At 42.6% G+C, this 20,799-nt stretch carries 18 protein-coding genes; 13 read left to right on the forward strand and 5 right to left on the reverse strand.

Annotated features, from left to right (window positions below):
- Positions 1-112: 112 nt before the first annotated feature.
- Complete coding sequence (locus QFZ80_RS13085; RefSeq protein ID WP_307546242.1) at positions 113-1,051, forward strand: DMT family transporter; 939 nt, start codon at positions 113-115, stop codon at positions 1,049-1,051.
- Between the two features lie 231 nt (positions 1,052-1,282).
- Here the strand turns inward: QFZ80_RS13085 and QFZ80_RS13090 are convergent, their stop codons facing one another.
- Together QFZ80_RS13090 and QFZ80_RS13095 are read right to left on the reverse strand one after the other, a co-directional pair.
- Entirely contained in the window at positions 1,283-2,476 is a 1,194-nt protein-coding gene (locus QFZ80_RS13090) for an MFS transporter (RefSeq protein WP_307559260.1), read from the reverse strand.
- On the reverse strand, positions 2,473-2,922 hold the full coding sequence (locus tag QFZ80_RS13095) for a MarR family winged helix-turn-helix transcriptional regulator (protein WP_307442561.1): 450 nt from the start codon (positions 2,920-2,922) through the stop codon (positions 2,473-2,475). The genes QFZ80_RS13090 and QFZ80_RS13095 overlap by 4 nt, the downstream gene beginning before the upstream one ends.
- Before the next feature lie 585 nt (positions 2,923-3,507).
- On the opposite strand from QFZ80_RS13095, the gene QFZ80_RS13100 reads away from it, so the two are divergent.
- From QFZ80_RS13100 to metE, 4 genes are all read left to right on the forward strand, one after another.
- Positions 3,508-4,353: an ornithine carbamoyltransferase gene (locus QFZ80_RS13100; RefSeq protein WP_307559261.1), complete on the forward strand. Its 846-nt coding sequence runs from the start codon at positions 3,508-3,510 to the stop codon at positions 4,351-4,353.
- A 16-nt stretch (positions 4,354-4,369) separates the two neighbouring features.
- Positions 4,370-4,897 carry a nucleoside-triphosphatase gene (locus QFZ80_RS13105; RefSeq protein WP_307559262.1) on the forward strand — a complete coding sequence of 176 codons (528 nt, stop codon included), beginning with the start codon at positions 4,370-4,372 and terminating at the stop codon, positions 4,895-4,897.
- A gap of 33 nt (positions 4,898-4,930) precedes the next feature.
- Positions 4,931-5,833, forward strand: a complete 903-nt coding sequence (locus tag QFZ80_RS13110) for a LysR family transcriptional regulator (protein WP_307546238.1) — start codon at positions 4,931-4,933, stop codon at positions 5,831-5,833.
- 109 nt (positions 5,834-5,942) lie between these two features.
- The gene (metE, locus tag QFZ80_RS13115) at positions 5,943-8,246 is read left to right on the forward strand and encodes a 5-methyltetrahydropteroyltriglutamate--homocysteine S-methyltransferase (RefSeq protein WP_307559264.1); all 2,304 of its coding nucleotides are present in this window, start codon (positions 5,943-5,945) and stop codon (positions 8,244-8,246) included.
- A gap of 69 nt (positions 8,247-8,315) precedes the next feature.
- On the opposite strand, the gene QFZ80_RS13120 is transcribed toward metE, so the two are convergent.
- Positions 8,316-10,358 (reverse strand): GxGYxYP domain-containing protein, encoded by a 2,043-nt coding sequence (locus QFZ80_RS13120; protein WP_307559266.1) that lies wholly within the window; start codon positions 10,356-10,358, stop codon positions 8,316-8,318.
- Positions 10,359-10,886: 528 nt separating this feature from the next.
- On the opposite strand from QFZ80_RS13120, the gene QFZ80_RS13125 reads away from it, so the two are divergent.
- The 3 genes from QFZ80_RS13125 to QFZ80_RS13135 all read left to right on the forward strand — a co-directional run bounded on the left by QFZ80_RS13125 (position 10,887) and on the right by QFZ80_RS13135 (position 12,758).
- A complete protein-coding gene (locus QFZ80_RS13125; protein WP_307546235.1) occupies positions 10,887-11,582 on the forward strand; it encodes an aspartate/glutamate racemase family protein in 696 nt (231 codons plus the stop codon).
- Positions 11,583-11,643: 61 nt separating this feature from the next.
- Complete coding sequence (locus QFZ80_RS13130) at positions 11,644-11,811, forward strand: hypothetical protein (RefSeq protein ID WP_307546234.1); 168 nt, start codon at positions 11,644-11,646, stop codon at positions 11,809-11,811.
- Positions 11,812-11,915: 104 nt separating this feature from the next.
- Positions 11,916-12,758 carry an RMD1 family protein gene (locus QFZ80_RS13135; protein ID WP_307546233.1) on the forward strand — a complete coding sequence of 281 codons (843 nt, stop codon included), beginning with the start codon at positions 11,916-11,918 and terminating at the stop codon, positions 12,756-12,758.
- Positions 12,759-12,854: 96 nt separating this feature from the next.
- On the opposite strand, the gene hflX is transcribed toward QFZ80_RS13135, so the two are convergent.
- On the reverse strand, positions 12,855-14,120 hold the full coding sequence (hflX, locus tag QFZ80_RS13140) for a GTPase HflX (RefSeq protein ID WP_307546232.1): 1,266 nt from the start codon (positions 14,118-14,120) through the stop codon (positions 12,855-12,857).
- Between the two features lie 545 nt (positions 14,121-14,665).
- Between hflX and QFZ80_RS13145 the strand changes: the two genes are divergently transcribed.
- The 5 genes from QFZ80_RS13145 (at position 14,666) to QFZ80_RS13165 (ending at position 18,582) form a co-directional block, all read left to right on the forward strand.
- Positions 14,666-15,400, forward strand: coding sequence for a class I SAM-dependent methyltransferase (locus QFZ80_RS13145; RefSeq protein ID WP_307559268.1), 735 nt, complete (start codon positions 14,666-14,668; stop codon positions 15,398-15,400).
- 559 nt (positions 15,401-15,959) lie between these two features.
- Positions 15,960-16,394 carry a YciI family protein gene (locus QFZ80_RS13150; RefSeq protein WP_307559270.1) on the forward strand — a complete coding sequence of 145 codons (435 nt, stop codon included), beginning with the start codon at positions 15,960-15,962 and terminating at the stop codon, positions 16,392-16,394.
- Entirely contained in the window at positions 16,391-17,656 is a 1,266-nt protein-coding gene (locus QFZ80_RS13155; protein ID WP_307559272.1) for an RNA polymerase sigma factor, read from the forward strand. The genes QFZ80_RS13150 and QFZ80_RS13155 overlap by 4 nt, the downstream gene beginning before the upstream one ends.
- 125 nt (positions 17,657-17,781) lie before the next feature.
- Entirely contained in the window at positions 17,782-18,207 is a 426-nt protein-coding gene (locus QFZ80_RS13160) for a YciI family protein (protein WP_373460398.1), read from the forward strand.
- A gap of 33 nt (positions 18,208-18,240) precedes the next feature.
- A complete protein-coding gene (locus QFZ80_RS13165) occupies positions 18,241-18,582 on the forward strand; it encodes a DUF1801 domain-containing protein (RefSeq protein WP_307559274.1) in 342 nt (113 codons plus the stop codon).
- A 243-nt stretch (positions 18,583-18,825) separates the two neighbouring features.
- Here QFZ80_RS13165 and QFZ80_RS13170 read toward each other — a convergent pair whose 3' ends face one another.
- Complete coding sequence (locus QFZ80_RS13170; protein ID WP_307559277.1) at positions 18,826-20,577, reverse strand: ABC transporter ATP-binding protein; 1,752 nt, start codon at positions 20,575-20,577, stop codon at positions 18,826-18,828.
- Positions 20,578-20,799 lie beyond the last annotated feature (222 nt).

The following is a 20,799-nucleotide window of genomic DNA, read 5'->3' on the forward strand; positions in this document are numbered from 1 at the left end:
AGTTCACTCCCTTATTCACTTATTATATATCAAGTCCCCGCAATCTGTTCTGCTATCTTTCATCTGTTCTATTACCTTCCTTGTATAATACATATCAAGAGGGGGAACATCCATGATTATTATCAATTATTTGCTCGTATGTCTCATTTTTGGCACAACTTTTTTAGCGATAAAGGTAGGTGTCGATGCTTCAACGCCGCCTTTCTTCTCCGCGGGAATTAGGTTCTTCATTGCAGGTCTGATATTGTTCTTGTGGATGGTATGGAGGAAAAAAGCCAACTTAGCGTTGTTAATTCACAAAGAAATGCTGCTAACGGGAATAGGTTTGACTTTCGGTACATTCTCTACGTTGTACTGGGCTGAGCAATATGTCTCCTCTGGTTTTGCTGCCGTTTTATCAGCTACGGCTCCAGTTATGATGCTTGTGCTGCAAACCCTTGTCCTGCGGCAGAAGACAACGTTACGATCTGTATTCGGCTGCATCATCGGATTCGTTGGAATCGTATTGTTATTGCTTCCACAGCTTACAATAACCGCTAATATAAGGTGGATAATTGGGTGCGTCGCTATTTTGGTCGGACAAATCTTTTATTCCTCAGGTGCCTTATATTCCAAGCGGGTCATTCAGCGATTCCCACAAGCATCGCCTATTGCGCTTAACGCGGCTCAGATGATTTATGGAGGTCTGCTGCTTCTTATTCTGTCTTTATTCACGGAACATGTGGATATCAAGAGCATGTTGACAACAAAGGCGATCGGGTCTCTTTTATACTTAATCGTTATCGGCTCGATGGTAGGACATAGTCTTTTCTATTGGCTCGTCGCCAAAACGAATCCCGTTTTTCCGACGACATGGCTCTATGTTTCTCCGACGATTGCCCTCACATTTGGAGTGCTATTTTATGGCGAAACGATCACTTGGATATCCGCGATAGGAGTGATTACAATTATTGCTGGAACTGTTTGTGCCAACCTGGACAGCTTGAAGCAATTGATCCATAAGGGGAGAACAGACTCAATTCCCGTTAGACAGGCTAAAGTATTAGACTGAATATATGGTAAGGAATGGAAAGGGCCAAGTTAGTTTTCTCTGAGAAAATAGAAAAAAACCACCATAATTGGCGGTTAACAATAAAGAATCATCCATATATTCTTCTTTGTTCGGGATGCTGCTCAATGTAGACAATGACAAAGTGTCTAAACAATGCTGGATTTCCTGAAGTATCTGAAAAACTAAGCATCCGGCCATTTTGAAGGCTGGGTGCATGTTTTTATCCATTATCTAATTGTGGTTGGGGCTTGGCTTGAGGGAAGAAGCTATTTTTCGATGATAAAGCCCGTAATACAGAATGGCAGAGCATGCGACAACCATACCAGCTATGAAGTACATCGTATGATAATTCGATCTCGAGGCGACAGCACCAAGTACATAGGAGCCAATCCCATATCCAGAGTCAAAAAGTAAGAAATACGTGCCTGTCGCAAGCCCTCTGCGATGAGTTGGCGCGGCTTGAATAGCGATCGTCTGGAAGCTGGGTAGCATTGCCCCGAATCCAAGGCCCAGCATACCTCCAGCGACTAAAAATAGGATAGGGGAAGATGCTATGCTTAGGGTTATCATCCCTAATGTGAAAAGGATGACTCCAGGATATACTAATAAATGAGGACCTGAACGATCAAACCATTTGCCTGTAAAGGGTCTGGATATAACAATCATTAAAGCGAACACCATGAAGAAGTAACTCGCATACGAATCCAACCCGATGGTTTTGGCATACACGGAAAGAAACGTAGTAATAGCTCCATAAGAAAAGGCCAACACACTACCGGCCAAAGAAATTGGCAAAGCCCGCGGCTCAATGAACTTTCTCCAACCAGACTCTGATTTCACCGCCACTCTAGAAATAGCTTGAGGAATTTGAATGGTCACCCCAAACAAGAAAGCGAGAAGCGCGAACACAATGCACACACCAAATAAAAGACTATTATTGTGAGCCTGCATAATGGTTAGCCCCAGAAAGGGACCAACAACCATAGCCAAGCTCATGAAAAGGCTGAAATACCCAATTCCTTCACCTTTGCGGTGATCAGGAACAAGCTCGATGGCAACTGCACCTGCAGCCGTTGTTGCCATCCCGAAACCTATGCCATGAACAAACCTTAACCCTAACAAAAAAGTATATTGATGAACGAGTGGATACAACGCCGTACAAATCATAAAAAGCGCCAGCGAGAAAAGAACGATCTTTTTCCGGTTCCATTCATCCATCCACTTACCAGTTAAAGGCCGTAAAATGACGGTTGAAATAATAAAAACGGTCATGACCAGACCAATTTGCTGTTGTCCGCCGTGCAGCGTATCAGTGACGAAGATTGGCAGCGTGACGGCGAGGATATAAAAGGTCATAAATAAAAAAAAGCTGCTGACACAGACAGCAACAAAATCACGATTCCACAATTTTTGATCCTTATTCACTGTGACTCCTCCAATTCCTTGATGCATGCATTGGCTTGGTTGGTCAATTGGATGAGCATTCCTCGCAAAATCGATGTTTGTTCCTCCGTGAAACCGCTAAGAACCGAGGCGATTACTTTCTGCTCAATTGGCGTCAGGATATCATTCAAAGCTTTGCCTTGCTCTGTGATAAAAGTAAGAAACGATCTTCGATCCGTCTCATTGGCCCGTCGTTCCACAAATCCTTTGCGCTCCAATTGATCGAGGATTCGCGTGATATTCGTCTGATCCTTTTCAGCTCGGACCGCCAGCAACTTCTGCGTAATGCCATCTTCATCAGCTAAACGATTGAGTACAACCCATTGCTCTGTTGTCATATCATAGGGCTGAAAATGGCTGTTCAATAACTGTGTCAAACGTCTACCGGCATGGTTCAAAATAAATCCAAATGAGTTATCTAATCCCAAAATCATTCACCCCACGTAGTTAGTTGCTATAGCAATTATATTTCTAGCAAATAAATTCGTCAACCAAATGCGTTCCTAGATGTATAACTTTTTCGAGATCGGACATATTACTTTACGACGGTGATTCAGCGAGGTGTTGTGTCGCATATCATGCAGCGAACTACCAGGGAAGTTGTTATTGAATCTATATAGAAGCGAGGAGATGTGCCGCAGATTCATTAATGTAGTCGTGTACTACAGGAATGTGATGAGGTAGAGACCCAGCTAAGTAAGGTTCAAGGCAAAAGTACCATCCATCCTATCACCGTCGAAAAGGACCCTGAAAGGGGTCTTTTTTCTTTGAACCTATAGAGGCCAGTTACCGTGAGGGATCGGTAAATTTAGGTGGAAACACGTGAGAGAAGCTTTCGTCCTTTTGGAGGACGGGGCTTTTTTTTTGTTTTTAAAATCTATTTGTGTAAAAGGTAGGAATTGGTGATGAATTTTATATCAATTAAATTAAATAATTAATTGTATAAATATTCATATAATTGTATTATCATACGAATGAAATGTATTTTAATTCATATTTGATGGGGTGTTCAGATGAACCTATTAGACGTTAATCAATTATCATTTAGTCAAATCACTGAGATTTTCAATCTTACCAAAAGATTAAAACTAAAAAATGAAGGATTGTTATTAAATGGGAGGGTCTTTATTCTATTCTTCCCTGAGACCAGCCTAAGAACGAGAATTACTTTCGAAAAAGGAATAAAAGATTTAGGCGGGGAATGTATATTATTTCCTCCAGAAACGCTGGATCGAAGAGAGCAACTAATGGATACAATCAAATACATCGAGAATTGGGCTGATGGTATAGTTGTTAGACATGTAGATTTTTCGAAAGTTGAGGAAATGGCAAAGAATTCTGTTATCCCCATTATCAATGCCATGACTTCCGATAATCATCCGTGTGAGATATTAGCAGATTTATACACAATTAGTGAGATGAAAGCAAATTACCAGGAACTTGGATATACATTTGTTGGTCCTGCAGGAAATGTTTCTAGATCATGGACAAACATTGCGAAAGTCATGAATCTAGATTTTAACCACGTCTGTTTAGTTGGTAATGAACTTACTGAGCAGTCACATAACTATAAGTTCCATACACAACTTGAAGAAATACTAAAAAAAAGTGATGTGATTTTGACAGATTCTTTACCGATTCAATTTCGAACAGTTGACTATATTAGTAAGTATCAAATAACTTTAGAAAGAATGAAGTTAACAAGGGAAAACTCAATATTGAATCCCTGTCCTCCTTTTTTTCGAAATGAAGAAGTAAGCGAAGATGTTATATCTTCGGATTATTTCGTTGGTCATTCATTCAAAAAGAATTTAGTATATGTACAACAAGCTATCATCCTATATTGTCTCTGCAACTAACGGAAGGGTTGATGAAATGGATACATGTTTTTTGTTAACTGGGAAACCTCGCGTGGGGAAATCTACAGCAATAAAACGAATTATTCACCGAATTGGTCCTGAATATTTTGGTGGTTTTTACACAGAAGAAGTACGTAACTCAATGGATCGTATTGGATTTAATTGTGTAACACTTACTGGTGATAGTGGACCAATTGCAAGTGTTGATAGTAAAAGCTCGGTAAGAGTAGGGAGATATGGGGTTGAAATAGATACATTTGAGGATATCGCTTTAAAGGCAGTGAGGCAATCATTAGATACAAAGAGAATTACAGTTATTGATGAAATTGGTTTCATGCAAATGTTATCCGTTCCCTTTAGAGAAATGATCCATGAAATTGTTTCGAGTTCTCAACATATCATTCTGGGTACAATTTGCGTAGATAGACATCCTGAGATTGACAAGATAAAAGAATTAACTGGGATCAAACTTTATCCCATGAATGAAGAAAACCGTGACATGACAACAGAAGTACTAGTAAATGATATTCTAAAGTTATGTTAATGTTGGATCAAGATTATAGAGGGGAGTATTTCGATGACTCTACAACAATTAAAGTACGTTATTGAGGTAGCAAATCGGGGCTCCATTAATGAGGCCGCCAAGCGGTTGTTTATTTCTCAGCCTAGTCTTTCAAATGCGATTAAGGATCTGGAAGAAGAAATGCAGCTTGCGATTTTCGAAAGATCTAATAAAGGGATCTCACTTTCTAAGGAAGGTACTGAATTCTTAAGCTATGCGCGACAGGTAGTCGAACAGGCGGAATTGTTGGAAAGCCGCTACCTCAATGCTAAGCCTTCCCCGCAGCATTTCTCGGTTTCCACTCAGCATTATGCTTTCGCGGTGAATGCTTTTGTGAGTCTGGTCCGGGAGTATGGCCATGATGAATATGAGTTAGCTTTGAGAGAGACCAAAACCTATGAAATTATTGAAGATGTCAAAAATTTACGCAGCGAAATCGGCATTCTATATCTGAATGAGTTTAATGGGAAAGTCATCAATAAGTTGCTCAAAACCGCGAATTTGCAATTCAACAGCTTATTAACGGCTAAGCCTCATATTTTCATCAGTAGTAAGAACCCGCTGGCAAAGCAATCGATCGTGACTATTGACCAGCTGCAGAATTATCCGTATCTGTCATTTGATCAAGGGGAGTATAATTCCTTTCATTTTTCAGAAGAGATTCTCAGCACGATGTCACATAAGAAAAGCATTCGTGTTAATGACAGGGCGACGCTTTTTAATTTATTGATCGGTTTGAATGGATATACCATATCGACAGGGGTGTTAAGCGCCGATTTGAATGGAAATGAAATTATTCCCGTGCCTTTGGATTGTGAGGAAACCATCAATGTTGGTTGGATTTCCCATAAAAATGTTTCGCTATCCAAGCTAGGAGCGGCATATATACAAGCACTCATGCAGGCGATATCCCATTAAAACTTTGCTATAGCTATTAACTATGACTAGGTATAGTTTTTTCCAGTTACACTATATCCACCAATCCGTGATATCTTTCTTGTAACAATTTGTAGAGGAGTTTTACAAGATGATGAAAAGCAGTGTGTTGGGATATCCACGTATTGGTGCGGAGCGAGAATGGAAGAAAGCGCTCGAAGCTTTCTGGTCAGGCAAGCTCGAAGAATCGGAGTTTCACCGTCAGCTTCAGGGGATCCGTTTGAATCATTTGCGTAAGCAGCAGGAGAAGGGCATCGACTTCATCGCGGTCAATGATTTCAGTTATTACGATCATATTCTTGATACATCCACGATGTTCGGCATTATTCCAAAACGTTTTCCTTATGAGGGCGGCAGGGTTCCATTATCTGTTTATTACGGGATTGCCCGTGGGACGAAGGATGCAACGGCTGGCGAAATGACCAAATGGTTTAATACCAACTATCATTATATAGTACCGGAACTGGGCGAGGTATCGCCGGTGCTTACTGAAAATAGACCTCTCATGGCTTATCGGGAGGCCAAGGAGAAGCTAGGAATCGAGGGCAAGCCGGTTATCGTCGGACCGCTGACATTCTTGAAGCTGTCAAAAGGATTTCGTACATCGGAGACCGACGACTGGCTGGGACGATTGCTTCCGCTCTATGTGCAGATACTTCAGGAGCTTGCGAGAGAAGGGGTTCAATGGGTACAGATAGACGAACCGATTCTCGTAACGAAGTTAAGCGCAGCTGATTTGCAGCGATTAAAGACAATTTATGAGACGTTTACCGCCTCAGTGCCGAACCTAAACATCATGCTGCAAACCTACTTTGAATCGGTAGAGCACTATAGTGATATCGTAGCGCTGCCCGTCAAAGGAATAGGGTTGGATTTCGTGCAGGGTTACTCTGGCAATATGACGTCGATTAAAGCGCTAGGTTTTCCGGCGGATAAGGTTTTAGGTGCAGGAGTTATTAACGGTCGTGGCATCTGGAAGGCGCCTCTGCGCGAGAAATTGGCACTCGTAGAAGAACTCGCTGAAATTGTAACGGCTGAGCGACTCATCGTGCAGACGTCGTGCAGTTTGCTTCATGTTCCGATATCGGTAAATCATGAGACAAAGCTCGGAGTTGAACTGAAGGATGCTCTCGCATTTGCAGATGAGAAGCTAGACGAGCTTGTACTTCTGGCAAAAGCAGTCTCTCGAGGCGCCGCCGGAATCATAGACGAACTGGAAGAATGCGATCGTGCTTTACAGGCTCTCAAGCTGTCAGGTGAGCGCAACCGTAGCGACATTCAGCATGCTGTCGCAGCCATTAGTGCTCAACGTCCAGAGCGCAATCGACCTTTTTCTGAGCGTCATATTGCACAACAGAAGAAATGGCAATTGCCGATTTTTCCGACAACGACAATTGGCAGCTTTCCGCAATCCCCAGAGGTGCGCAAGGCCCGTCAACAGTGGCGCAAGGGTGAATGGAACAATGAACAGTATGCTAACTTCATCCGAGAACAGATCGATATCTGGATCAAGCTTCAGGAGGAAATCGGATTGGATGTTCTCGTGCATGGCGAATTTGAGCGAACTGACATGGTCGAGTTCTTTGGTGAGAAGCTCGCGGGCTTCGCGTTCACGCAGAACGGATGGGTGCAGTCTTACGGTTCTCGCTGTGTTAAACCGCCAATTATATTTGGGGACGTAGCGTTCAAGGGGCCGATGACTGTCGAAGAAACCAAGTATGCACAGACACAAACCAAACGTCCCGTTAAAGGGATGCTGACTGGCCCGATTACAATAATGAATTGGTCCTTCGTTCGCGAGGACATCACGCGCGAACAAATTGCGTACCAACTGGCCTATGCGCTTAGACAAGAGGTGGAAGCGCTTGAGCAGGCGGGTATTGGCATGATACAAGTCGACGAGCCTGCGGTGCGCGAAGGGCTGCCGCTCAAGGGGGATGACCAAGCGAAGTATCTGGCGTGGGCGGTCAGAGCATTCCGTATGGCCACCTGCACGGTACAGGATACAACGCAAATTCACACCCATATGTGCTATTGCGAGTTCCATGACATGATTCATTCGATCGAAGCAATGGATGCCGATGTGATTTCGATCGAGACATCTCGCAGTCATGGTGAACTGATTCATAGCTTTGAATTGAACACATACAAACTGGGCATAGGTTTAGGCGTATACGATATCCACAGTCCTCGTATTCCGTGTGTGGAGGAAATGACCAATATGATCGAACGCGCCTTGCGTGTGCTGGATCCGAAGCTATTCTGGATCAATCCGGACTGCGGACTTAAAACTCGTGGATTCGAAGAAACAGTCAATTCCTTGCGTAACATGGTTGAAGCTACGCAGATCGCCCGTGCGAAGCATGCCCAAGAACCTATAATCAATAATCGCTAAAAAGGAGCAAAAAAGGATCGGACTGCGGCAGTTTCAAACTGCTCGCTATCCGATCCTTTTGACATGGATTTATTCTTCTTTGGACAACCCATAAGCTTCACGAATAAGTGTGAAATACTGTTCGGCGTTTACGATCTTATATTCCTTTTCGAGTGATTCGGAGATGGCGAGAATATCGCTGGGTTTCATCCCCCACGCGTTAACCCCGACAGAAAGGAACAATGGCGCTTTGCCGTCCCAGCCTTTCTTGGCCTCGGCTAGAATATTGATTCCATCTTGAACTGTTCCAATACCTCGCATCATCGATACCGGAAGCGTACCGTTCATGATTTCAATGCCGAATTTATCTCCTACAAGAAGGATGCCGGGAACTTTATAATTTTGCTCATATGCGGCTGCTTCGGATGTGCCTATGGGTATGTCTTTGGTGACATCCCGGTTTATCACCATCGGAATGGTCATACCGGTTTGTTTGAGATATCGGTAGGTACCCTTCAGGAAATCCGGGAGTGTCTCTTCCGGCCATGGATGTGGGTTGAAATAACCAGCACCGGACGGTCCGGCGACCAGCAAGTCATTCTCTGTTGCCGTTTTCCGGTAATAATTAAGAACCATTGGAGCGGCATCGTAGAGTAATGGACTGGAGGTCCAGTTAATGGGTACTTTGCCGCGCGCAGGATCTTCCCATAGTATCTCGCGCATATGGTTCAAATTGTATTGCAAATTGTCTCCTTCACCAAAAGTAAACGTCACATAGATTTTGTTTTCCAACTTGAGCGGATTGGGTTTGATCTTAGGGGCCGCTTCCACCTTTGTTCCCGAGAAGACGGTCATGTTGTGGAACCAATCAGCTGCCAATACAAAGACGCTATGTCTGGAAAGTAGGTCGACGGAGGCGGCTTCGCCTTCGAAGTCATTGCTGAACCAGCCCAGATAAGGTGTCCCCGGTTCGACATCGGACAGAATCTTCTCTAAGAGTGCTCGCTGATCCGGCACATCCGTCGAAAGCCAGAAAACCATCGCTTTGTTAGCGACCGCATAGTCTCGTAAATATCCGTAAGGCTCTTTCTGCTCGGATGAGAGAGGGCGAATGTTGCCGACCGAAACTTTGTATTGATTCCACATCTCTACAGAGATCGTCAACTGTTTCGTGCTTGCAGAAGGTTTGAATTCATACATGAAGTAACTTCCATTATCTGCGAAGCGGTGGTCTGCACCCGGTAAATACTTGGAATTTTGCCTATCATATAAGTACAATTCTTCATCAGGTGTACCGGCATCAAATTGAGCGATGACCTTCCCGTCTGCTTTTACGGTGATGGCATGAACGGCCGGTCCCCAACCGTCCTGCGTGAAAGAGTCGTCGAAACGAACGTATACCGCCTCTTTCCCTAAAAACGATGAAAGGTCGTAATCATACGTTCCACGGTTACTGGCATCCCGTATTTGCCTTTTCTCTTCAGCGATCGTGACGAAGGATTCAGGTAGACCCGGGGGAATCGAGATCGATGTGTCTGGACTTAGCCCAATCAACATCCGGTGGGTCGTCTGGTTCCATAAGTGTTCGTATTGCCATGTGTACGCATCAATTTTATCTTTAAATTTGCCCCGAAAATCTTCGATCACTTTCAATTTGTAGGGAGCTGCAGTTAGCTTGCCTGCCAATTCAGGGCTTACGACAACGGCATTCTTCAGTCCTGCCAACGTGGTCGCAACGTTTATGGAATCCGGAGTTTTCGGATCATAGATGATGATTCCTTTTACTTCATTTTTATACAAATCGAAGACATCCATACTGTTTTCGTGGAGCTTATGAGGTATGGTCATTTCGTTATACCAGGGGTCCACCTTGTTCTGAATCAGATAGATTCGCGGGCTATCTCGATTCACAATGCCCTGAAGAGTAGCCATCAGCAGTTTGACGTCTCCAGGTGCATTAGAGACATTGACAACGTCCAAATATTTGGATTGTTTAAATGTTGGAAGCGCTTGATTTGTCGGCCATTTCATCCCATCAGCAGTCACACCATCGGCCTGAGCCGCAGAAATTCCGAAAGGCAGCATTGTCACACATAGTAATATCATGCATAAAATTCTTAATTTCCCAATCAATCTGCTCACCTCTTTTTAAAATTTATGACAGCGAAGCTGTCTTTGTTTCGACTTAACCTCCTTCTTTGAAGAGTAGTGTACATTGTAATGTCATGACATATCTGCATGAATATATTTAACATGTCTTATATGATAATTCAAGTGTTTCGATAAACACTCCTATAGACCTACAAAAAATCGTCTAATTCTACACGAATAAAAGCGCAATTATGACATATCTTGCGCTTGAAGGAGTCTGCATAATGGGAGCGAATAAACTATATTTGATATATTACACAATGCAGATCAATGCTCTTTTTTATTAAAAAGGATATAGCAATCATGATAACCTTGACGCCATTATTCGTAACCAATCAGCTGCAGAGACTCAGATTGCGGAAATCCGTTAAAAATCCAAAGAACCGGAAAAAGTTATGAATTAAGTCATCTATCCAAGGTAGAGGCCGGACAAATTCTTTGGAGTAAATAAGGGTAATCAATCGCTTTCTGTTATTATGTAGTAAAAAGTTATTTCTGAGGTGTTTATCTATGAAAACGATTGGGCTAATAGGTGGAATGAGTTGGGAGTCGTCCTTACTTTATTACCAGATCATTAATCAACGTATTAAAGAAAAATTAGGCGGGCACCATTCCGCAAAAAGTCTTATGTATTCGGTGGATTTTCATGAGATCAAGACTCTTCAACATGAAGGGAAATGGGATGAAGCCACAAAAATCATGATTGATTCAGCACAAAAACTCGAATTGGGTGGTTCAGATCTCATTGTCATTTGTACGAACACAATGCACAAGATGGCAAAAGAAGTAGAAGAATCAGTCTCAATTCCATTACTGCATATAGCTGATGCAACGGCAGATGAAATTGTTAAGTGTGGAATTAAAAAAGTTGCGTTACTCGGTACTGCTTTTACGATGGAACAAGATTTTTACAAAGGAAGACTTATTGAAAAATTTGGACTTGATGTTATCGTTCCAAATGAAGCAGCAAGGAAGATTGTACACGATATCATCTATCAGGAACTTTGTCTTGGAATTATTAAAGAAAATTCTAAACAATCCTACATAGATATAATTAATAGTCTCGTCCAAGACGGGGTAGAAGCCGTTATCCTTGGCTGTACTGAAATTACCTTATTAATATCTCAACTGGATTGCAGGGTTCCTATATTCGATACAACGAAAATTCATGCTGAATATGCAGTTGATTTTGCTTTAAAAGATTAAATAGTCACCTTTAAAAAAGAGTATCTAAAAAATTTCAAACTAAATTTTTATGACAAAAATAATGAATTTAATTGGGTCTGCTTTAGGTTCAACAAAATATGGAACTTCAGCTGAAAAACGAACCATAAGTAATGGGGAAATAAAATATGTTGCAGCTGGTGAGGTTGGTGATTTTTCTAAGTATGCTAAAGTGAATTTTGAAATAATAAACATAGAAGAGCAGAAATGAATAATGTGACGGCTACCCGTCTTTTAAAATTCATGAGGATTGAAGCCCACTTTTTCTGTCAAGACTAGTTAGCATGACTTTTATAAAGCAGATGAGTGGTGAAAATGAAAGATATTACTTTTAAGGCTTTGGCCATCACAAATGAAATTGACCTGAACAAAATCGCCATCCACTGCGGCATTCCCAAAAAATACACATGGGAACAGCCTTTAATCCTAAGAGGCGATATACTTAAATCAATCCTTAGAAAAGATATGGATACCTTGCAACAAGTGCTGGTGTTTTCTTTCGGCAGTGTTGTCTTTGTTAATCACACACATAAGGATGAGATCACTGGCTTTTTGAAATTCATCCAATCCTTCGAGCCAGATATTGAGCTCCAGCCTGCTGACAGATACACGGACGATTACAGCCTTCACATCGAAGAAATCGAAAGTATGGAGTTGACTGACAAGTATGTGGTGGTATCTGAGTATGAATTCTTTTACCCTGAATTAATCTCCACAGTCCTCGCCAAATCGGTAGCTCTTGAGAAGATTGAAGAACAGCTTGGGAAAATTCATGATGACCTCGAAATTATGATAGACCGACTTGAAAAAGGAAAGCTTCGTGTAGGCAACAAAGAATTGGCAAGAACGACCGCAAAAATCGTGCGTCACGAGTATAACACCCTTGCGTATATCATGATCTTGGATAAACCAGATTTGACTTGGACTAACAGTACAGCTAGTCAATTTTACGATGGGATGATGGGATTTTTTGAATTGAACGATCGCTTTAAAATATTGAAAAGCAAAACGGATATTTTGTATCATATTTTGGAAGGTTTTTCAAATATCAGTCATTCCATACGAGGGCTATTCGTTGAATGGATCGTTGTGATTCTTATTGTTATTGAGGTGCTTTTAACGGTATTACAAATCATAGGTTGGATTCCCTCACATTAAAGAGGGGCTACAATCGGAAATAGTTACAAAAAAGAAGAACAATGAACCAGGAGAATAAAGTTCCTGTTCCATTGTTCTTTTTGTTACTCTCATAAATCAAAGCTGGAGGAAGTCATTTCGAAACTGTTCAAAATCGGATACTCGGCACTCCATCGTAAGGCGGGTACCATTCGGCTCATAGTTCGTTGAATGCACATGGGCATGTTCATTGAAATAGGCTACTAATCGGCCTTGTTCATAAGGAATCACAATTTCACATTGCATGTAATTCTGGAAAACGCGCTCGCGAATCAGTTGAGTGAGCTCCTCGATTCCGCGCTTCTGCTGAGCAGATAGGTAGACGAAATCATCTTTTAAAAGGGGGTAAGCATGCTCAGTCAAGTCGGATTTGTTATAAGCAAAAATCATCGGGATATGATCCGCTCCCAGATCCTTCAACGTGTTATTTGTAACATCAATGTGCTGTGCATATTTCGGGTTGGCGATGTCTACGACGTGAATCAGCAGATCGGCTTCTGTGACTTCTTCCAACGTAGATCGGAAAGCTTTAACCAAATGGTGGGGAAGCTGGCTTACGAATCCTACCGTGTCAGTCAACAAGAATGATTTACGGTCTGGCAAGTTGACGCTTCGAACGGAAGTCTCCAATGTGGCGAACAACATGTCTTTGACAAAGACCTGCTTATGGGCCTGCGGATTATACAAATCGATCATAGCGTTCATTAAGCTTGATTTGCCCGCGTTCGTATAGCCGACCAGACAAATAACAGGGACCTCGTTCTTACGGCGCTGCTTTCGTTGAGTTTGACGACGGGCTACGAGTTTCTCAAGTTCAGAGTGCAGAGCCGTGATTCGATCTTCGATTTTACGGCGGTCGAGTTCAAGCTTAGTCTCACCAGATCCTCGGTTTTTAAGACCAGCCCCACCTCCTTGACGACCAAGTGATTCACGAAGTCCTACAAGTCTGGGAAGCATGTATTGGAGTCGAGCAACCTCAACTTGGAGCTGTGCTTCTCTAGTTTGAGCGCGTTCCGCAAAAATGTCTAAAATTAGGATCGTCCTGTCAATGACTTTGCATGCAAGAGCTGATTCCAGGTTTCGAATCTGAGAAGGGGACAGCTCATCGTTGCAAATGACGACGGATGCGTTCCGTTCCGTAATTAGCTGCGATAGTTCTTGGATTTTACCCGTTCCGATGTAATGGGAGGGAATCACACGGGTGACCTTCTGGCTTAGCTCACCAACCACCTCAATGTGACATGCTGAAGCCAAGTTGTTTAGTTCTTCCATCGAATATGAAAAATCAGGGTGGTTCAAAATATGGACCCCGACGATAATCGCTTTCTCTTTCAGTTGTTCCATCGTTCATCATCCTTTCAAGTTAAGAAATAAAAAGAAACAACACAAGCAAGCTGCTTGTGTTGTCTGTAGTTGAGGACAATGACTATCGTATCGGACGAAAGAAAACAATCCGCGATTTGGTCAATAAGGATGTTACACCTTACTTCAAGCCGCGTTGTTTGATCACCGATAGAAGTATCAATTCAGGGTTATAAATGGACAAACTTATCCTGAGTCCTCTGTACACAGACAGAATCTTGAGCGCTATTCAATTAGCCGCGCAAAGATCTAACTCGGATAAAATGTACCACACGTAACCCCTCCGTTTCGTTAAAGTACTTTAAGAGTATCACAATGAAGAGCTTCAGTGCAGCTCTAAGAATAAGTATAATCATTTTTTACCTAGTTGAAGTGGGTAACGGCAGGATTGTTTCATTTTAATAAAATTTTCAATAAAGATTTTCACAGTTTGATGATAAACTCTAGATACCGTTAACCAAAAAACAATATATTTAAGATTTGAGTAAAGTGAGAAAATAAGTTCAAGTTGGGAGTTTTGGCTTATTATGAAACAGAATAAATATGATGATCTCGGATTCTTCGGAAAATACAGTGAGATGCCTCGCTCGATTAGTGGACTAAATGCTGCTGGGGAATGGCCTGTACTCCGTTCGATGTTTCCCTCGCTTCGTGATAAAAGAGTTCTTGACCTTGGATGCGGCTTTGGTTGGCATTGTAAATATGCACGAGATCAGCAAGCCCGATCAGTGGTTGGTGTAGATATCTCTGAGAAAATGTTAGCGTATGCCAGAGAAAATAACAATGATTCCGCGATCGAGTATCGTAGGCTCGCGATTGAAGATATCCATTTTGCGGCAGGGGAATTTGACGTTGTGATAAGCTCGCTTGCCCTTCATTATGTGGAGCACTTTGAAATCGTATGTTGTAAAATACATCATTGTCTAGTATCAGGAGGAACTTTCATACTTTCGGTTGAACATCCGGTCTTTACCGCACTCGCTGCACAAGACTGGTACTATGGTTCGGAGGGTGAGCGATTGCACTGGCCTGTCGATGATTACCAGAAAGAAGGTCTGCGGCAGGCGAGATTTCTGGACAATGATGTCGTCAAATATCATCGAACTATCGCTACCTATGTTAATGCGTTAATTGACTCAGGATTTAGTCTTATGAAACTTTCCGAACCTCAACCAACGCAAGAAACATTGGACAAGTATCCAGAAATGAGAGACGAAACCCGTCGTCCTATTTTCCTCTTGATCGCTGCGGTCAAAAATTAACTACAACGACGGAAAACGATAGCATCATAACATCAGGCTGCCGGCATTATCGGCAGCCTATTGAGTTATTGGGCAATTTTATGAGAATGGGCTACAAGCAGCAGCGAAAGGGGTAAGCATTACGAAACTGGCTCTGCATGAACCACCTTTCGTGGTCGATGCTGCCGATCGCAAGCCGCCGAAAAATTTCGTAATGCACGTTACTGAACTTATTACAGCTAATCGCCGGGCCGAGGCCATCAAGTATTTTATGACCAAGGGTATGGGGGCCTCTTCATTCGTTGTCAGCTTGATGCGGCGCATTATGCCAGGTGTGTGGTCTAAGCTATCTGCCTACCAATGCCAACACTAGTCAGAGCGTCAACAATGGGCGGCAGGAATTATACTACCTACCGCCGAAAAAATAGGGTGCATAAAAGATAATAGAGTGACCCTAAAAATAATTTATATGGTTTGTCGATCCAGAAAGGATTGATTCGTCGTATACATAGAAGCGGATTTACTCGGACGGTACTACTCCGATACATGATGCTTCATTACAAATTGGAGGTAAACATATATGAGATTTATGATGATTGTTAAAGCTACAACAGATTCAGAGGCGGGGACTATGCCAAGCCAGGAGCTTATTGATGCCATGCAAAGGTATAACGAGGAATTGGTGAAAGCCGGTGTTTTACTCGCTGCCGATGGACTGCAGCCCAGCTCAAGCGGAATCCGGATTTCTTATCCGGAGCCCGGAGGCAAACCGAAGGTTATAGATGGTCCATTCACGGAAGCGAAAGAAATGATTGCGGGATATACGCTGATCGAAGTCAAATCCAGGGAAGAAGCTATAGAATGGGCACTACGCATGCCGGATCCTCACGGATATGGACAAGGCGAGATTGAGCTCAGACAAGTATTCGAGTTTGAGGAGTTAACGGACAATACCGAATCGCAGAAGAAAGAAGCAATTCTTCGCAAACAGGCTTTGGAGCAGAAGAAGGCGTGACATTGTCCAATACACAGCGGACCATTGATGCGATATGGCGAATTGAATCAGCAAAACTTATCGCGGGATTAACGCGAATGGTACGGGATGTGGGTCTTGCAGAGGATTTTGCTCAGGATGCATTGGTGATTGCCCTTGAAAGATGGCAGGAAATTGGCATTCCAGACAATCCGGGTGCTTGGCTGATGACAACGGCCAAGCGGCGTGCGATCGATTATATGCGCAGGACCAAACTGCGCGACCAGAAATACGTAGAGATTGCCCATGGTATTGATTTGTATACAGAGGAAGACATGGATGGTACTTTGGACGGGGAGATCGGTGACGATCTCCTTCGTCTGATCTTTTTGACCTGCCATCCCGTGTTATCTCAAGATGCTAGAGTTGCCCTAACGCTGCGTCTGTTATGCGGGCTTACCACTGACGAAATCGCGCGTTCGTTCCTTGCCGCCGAATCAACGGTTGCCCAGCGGATAGTCCGGGCCAAGCGGACGCTCAGCACCGAAAAGGTTCCTTTTGAAGTGCCTGTAGGAGAGGAACTCAAAGAACGTCTGTCTGCTGTGCTCGAGGTAATTTACCTTATGTTCAATGAAGGGTATTCGGCAACCTCCGGGGATCACTGGATTCGTCCGCTGCTATGTCAGGAGGCGCTCAGACTGGGACGTGTACTTGCCGAGATCGCACCTCACGAACCGGAAGTTCACGGACTAGTAGCCTTAATGGAGATTCAATCCTCGCGTTTTAAAACCCGGGTTAGCTCCACAGGCGAACCCGTACTTTTGATGGACCAAAACCGGGCGCAGTGGGATCGTTTGCTGATCCGCCGGGGATTGACTGCACTTGAGCGCAGCCAGAAACTTGGACGCACGCTCGGTCCATACTCGCTGCAGGCTGCGATTTCTGCTTGCCATGCACAGGCGCCTACCGCAGCTGAGACCGATTGGATCCGCATTGCAGCACTTTACGAAGCGCTCTCTAGGGTAACGCCATCGCCGATCGTCGAATTAAATCGGGCAGTTGCCATATCCATGGCGTTTGGTCCTGCCTTCGGGCTGCAGATTGTCGATGAGCTGCGTGCCGAACCTTCTTTGAAGGGATACCATCTGCTGCCAAGCGTTCGCGGTGATCTCCTAGTGAAGCTGGGGAGGTTCGATGAAGCACGTACAGAATTTGAAAGGGCTGTGTCGATGACCCAGAATGCTCGTGAGCAGGAGCTTTTAATGAGCCGGGCTGCTGATTGTACGTCTAAAGCATCGAAATAATTTATTTGAGCCGCCTTGTCGATTACAGGATTTCCCGTTCGTCGTCTTAGTAAGGGAAGGGTTTACGGCAGCTAGCTGTTGAATCAAGTCATCTTTCCTACAAGGAGGGAACGATAGTGCGATTTATGTTGATTTTCAAGGCGACAGGGTACTCGGAGGCGGGTGTAAATATCGGTCGGGAGCACAACGATGCAATGGTTGCGTACAAGAAGTCTTTGGCCAGAGTCGGTGCTCTCCTGGCTGCAGAAGAGCTTCAGCCTAGCTCAAGCGGGATCAGGATATTGTATCCATTCCAAGGCGGAGAGCCAGAGGTGAAGGCCGGCCCTTTTCCGGTAGATCAAGAGCTCATTGCCGGATATATACTTATCGATGTGAATTCAGAAGATGAGGCTGCAGATTGGGCACTCCGGATGCCGTTTCCAAGAGGATGCGAGGCATTTGTAATCGAAATGCGGGAGCTCAAAGAGAATACGAATTCTACACGAGACCCTAGAATATTCGCTATGGAAGCCGATTTAGAGGACCAAATCAACATGTTAAAAAAATTATAATATACCATTACGCACATAAAGGAGAAAATCAGAATGAATCAGGAAGTAACCGATTTTATTGAAGGGTTAAAAGACATGTGGCAGGGGGAACAGTCCAATAATCTGCGTGAAGTTGTCCACCAGGCCATACCGGATGTGCAAGAACGTATTCAGTATAAGAAGCCCCATTTTTTGAAAAACGGAAAATACGCTGCTGTCATCTCGACGTCGAAAGACGCGGTCAGCTTTACGATCTTTAATGCGGTCGCACTGGAGCTTCCAGAAGGCATGTTCGATGGCCCACCGGAAAGAAAAACACTAAAGCTGCGTAAAGGGGATTCTTTTGATTCCGGGCAGCTGGTGTCATTGGTCACTCAAGCTTCGAGTTCACTTTAATGGCTCTTCTTTTTATTTGCTTGAGAAGACTGCTGCATTTCCATGCAGTGGTCTTTTTTGTATGCGATGAATGATTCATAGACTCCTCATTTTACTACAGTTAAAGATCTTATAAGAAATTCTTAAAATATAAGAAATTTAACCTCGTTTGGCACGCTATGATAGGAACAATTGGAGGAATGTCACAGCCATCAATTGACCAGATAAAGCAGATACGAATGTAAAAATCGAAATCGTACATAGTTACTCGACACCATTTAAATTTTGTACATTAAACAACCGGAAATAAGCTCCACCTTCCTTCATCAATTGTTCATGAGTTCCAATTTCTCTAATTTCACCATTTTCAATGAGAACAATCTGATCAGCGTGGGTAATTGTAGATAGTCGGTGCGCAACAATCAAAGTTGTTCTATCTTTCGCTAATTTACCGAGGGATTCTTGAATTGAATGTTCTGACTCTAAATCAAGTGCTGAAGTAGCTTCATCCAATACCAAAATGCTCGGATTTTTAAGAAAGACTCTGGCTATGGCAACCCTTTGCTTTTGTCCACCAGATAACTTCATTCCCCGTTCGCCAATTTCTGTATCATATCCATTGGGTAGATTCAAAATAAAATCATGTGCATTTGCTGCTTTAGCTGCATATATAATCTCTTCTTCGGCAGCTCTTGTATGACCCAAAAGTATATTTTCACGAACAGTTCCGCTAAACAGAATATTATCTTGTAAAACCATTCCTATATGAGAACGCAGACTCTTTATGGTGATGTCTTTAACATTCCTATCATCCAATAAAATGTTCCCTTGCTGAATATCGTAAAACCGAGGGAGCAAACTAATTAGAGAAGATTTCCCTCCGCCGCTCATTCCTACAAACGCAATCGTTTCACCAGGTTGAATGGTAAGTTGAATGTTCTTCAACACCCAATCCGATGAGTTATCATAACGAAAACTAACATCTTGAAAATCAATTTTCCCTTTTATTTTTTGCACTATTTTTGCTTGTGAAGAATCAATGATGTCGTAGGGCTCTTTCATGAGTTCAATTACACGATCTAAAGAAGCACTTGCTTGAGTTAATTCGGTTGAGGAATTAACTAAACGGCGGAGCGGACTATACAAGCGATCTAAATAGGCAAAAAAGGCTACAAATGCTCCTATCGTAAGGTTCCCTTGAATAACTTGATATCCTCCATAGGCTAAAACTAACAAGGGGGCAGTATCCGTAATTGTATTGATGATGGAATTGGTTATAGCATTCCATTTCGTCAGTGCCAATGCACGATTTAAAAATTTATTATTTTTTAGACCGAAATTTTCACTCTCATAATCTTCTAAAGTGAAGCTTTTAATAACCGGAATTCCACTTACCTTCTCGTGTAAATAGCCTTGCATTTCCGCAAGGGCTTGAGATCGAGATTTGGTTAAGTTTCTTAGTTTTTTATATAACGTTTTGACAGAAAAGGCGTAAAAGGGAAATACGGCTATAGCAACCATGGTTAGCCCAAAATCCATATGAATCATAAATGCGATAGCGATTGTAAGGGTGAATAAATCGAGCCACACATTCATTAATCCTGTTTCAACTATACTTTTCGTTTGCTCAGCATCATTTATCATTCGAGAAATTATTTCGCCTGTTCTATGATTCTGATAGTAACGTAAGGACAGCTTTTGTATATGAGCATAAAGTTGATTGCGTAAATCGTAAAGAATGCGGCTCGTTGTTAATTGTGCGAAATACTGCCGAAGGTATTCAATTGGAGCTCTAATAATAACAAAAAGTACAAAAGCAACTATCATCACCTCAATCAGCTTTTGCGTTTTTTCTGCTATTGAAATAGTACTCAACAACAAATCATCGATGATATATTTCATTATTAAAGGTAAGGTTAAAGGAATTCCGAATTTCACCATACCAATTAAAATGGTGATAAGAACAAGTTTCCAATACGGTTTGACAAATTTGAAATATAACTTGAAACTAGTCATTTCGACATACTCCTCTTTATACTGATGATAGAGAAACCCGTTAAACCAGACCTATTATAGCAATCCTTATAGGATATTCAAAGATAGGCAAATAAAAGTCGGTTTCCTAAAATGAAAATATCATGGTATTTACATTCAAATCCACCTCTGATCACTGGTGTTCTCGAGAAGGGGGGGGAAAGTGGTATTGACAATATACGTTTGTATAAGTAAAATCAAATT

This window comes from Paenibacillus sp. V4I7, assembly GCF_030817275.1.
Classification (GTDB): domain Bacteria; phylum Bacillota; class Bacilli; order Paenibacillales; family NBRC-103111; genus Paenibacillus_E.

What these genes read in the sequence shown, in the direction of transcription:
- QFZ80_RS13085 (WP_307546242.1), top strand. Translation starts at nt 113, where the DNA reads ATGATTATTATCAATTATTTGCTCGTATGTCTCATTTTTGGCACAACT.
- QFZ80_RS13100 (WP_307559261.1), top strand. Translation starts at nt 3,508, where the DNA reads ATGAACCTATTAGACGTTAATCAATTATCATTTAGTCAAATCACTGAG.
- QFZ80_RS13105 (WP_307559262.1), top strand. Translation starts at nt 4,370, where the DNA reads ATGGATACATGTTTTTTGTTAACTGGGAAACCTCGCGTGGGGAAATCT.
- QFZ80_RS13110 (WP_307546238.1), top strand. Translation starts at nt 4,931, where the DNA reads ATGACTCTACAACAATTAAAGTACGTTATTGAGGTAGCAAATCGGGGC.
- metE (WP_307559264.1), top strand. Translation starts at nt 5,943, where the DNA reads ATGATGAAAAGCAGTGTGTTGGGATATCCACGTATTGGTGCGGAGCGA.
- QFZ80_RS13125 (WP_307546235.1), top strand. Translation starts at nt 10,887, where the DNA reads ATGAAAACGATTGGGCTAATAGGTGGAATGAGTTGGGAGTCGTCCTTA.
- QFZ80_RS13130 (WP_307546234.1), top strand. Translation starts at nt 11,644, where the DNA reads ATGAATTTAATTGGGTCTGCTTTAGGTTCAACAAAATATGGAACTTCA.
- QFZ80_RS13135 (WP_307546233.1), top strand. Translation starts at nt 11,916, where the DNA reads ATGAAAGATATTACTTTTAAGGCTTTGGCCATCACAAATGAAATTGAC.
- hflX (WP_307546232.1), bottom strand. Translation starts at nt 14,120, where the DNA reads ATGGAACAACTGAAAGAGAAAGCGATTATCGTCGGGGTCCATATTTTG.
- QFZ80_RS13145 (WP_307559268.1), top strand. Translation starts at nt 14,666, where the DNA reads ATGAAACAGAATAAATATGATGATCTCGGATTCTTCGGAAAATACAGT.
- QFZ80_RS13150 (WP_307559270.1), top strand. Translation starts at nt 15,960, where the DNA reads ATGAGATTTATGATGATTGTTAAAGCTACAACAGATTCAGAGGCGGGG.
- QFZ80_RS13160 (WP_373460398.1), top strand. Translation starts at nt 17,782, where the DNA reads ATGTTGATTTTCAAGGCGACAGGGTACTCGGAGGCGGGTGTAAATATC.
- QFZ80_RS13165 (WP_307559274.1), top strand. Translation starts at nt 18,241, where the DNA reads ATGAATCAGGAAGTAACCGATTTTATTGAAGGGTTAAAAGACATGTGG.
- QFZ80_RS13170 (WP_307559277.1), bottom strand. Translation starts at nt 20,577, where the DNA reads ATGACTAGTTTCAAGTTATATTTCAAATTTGTCAAACCGTATTGGAAA.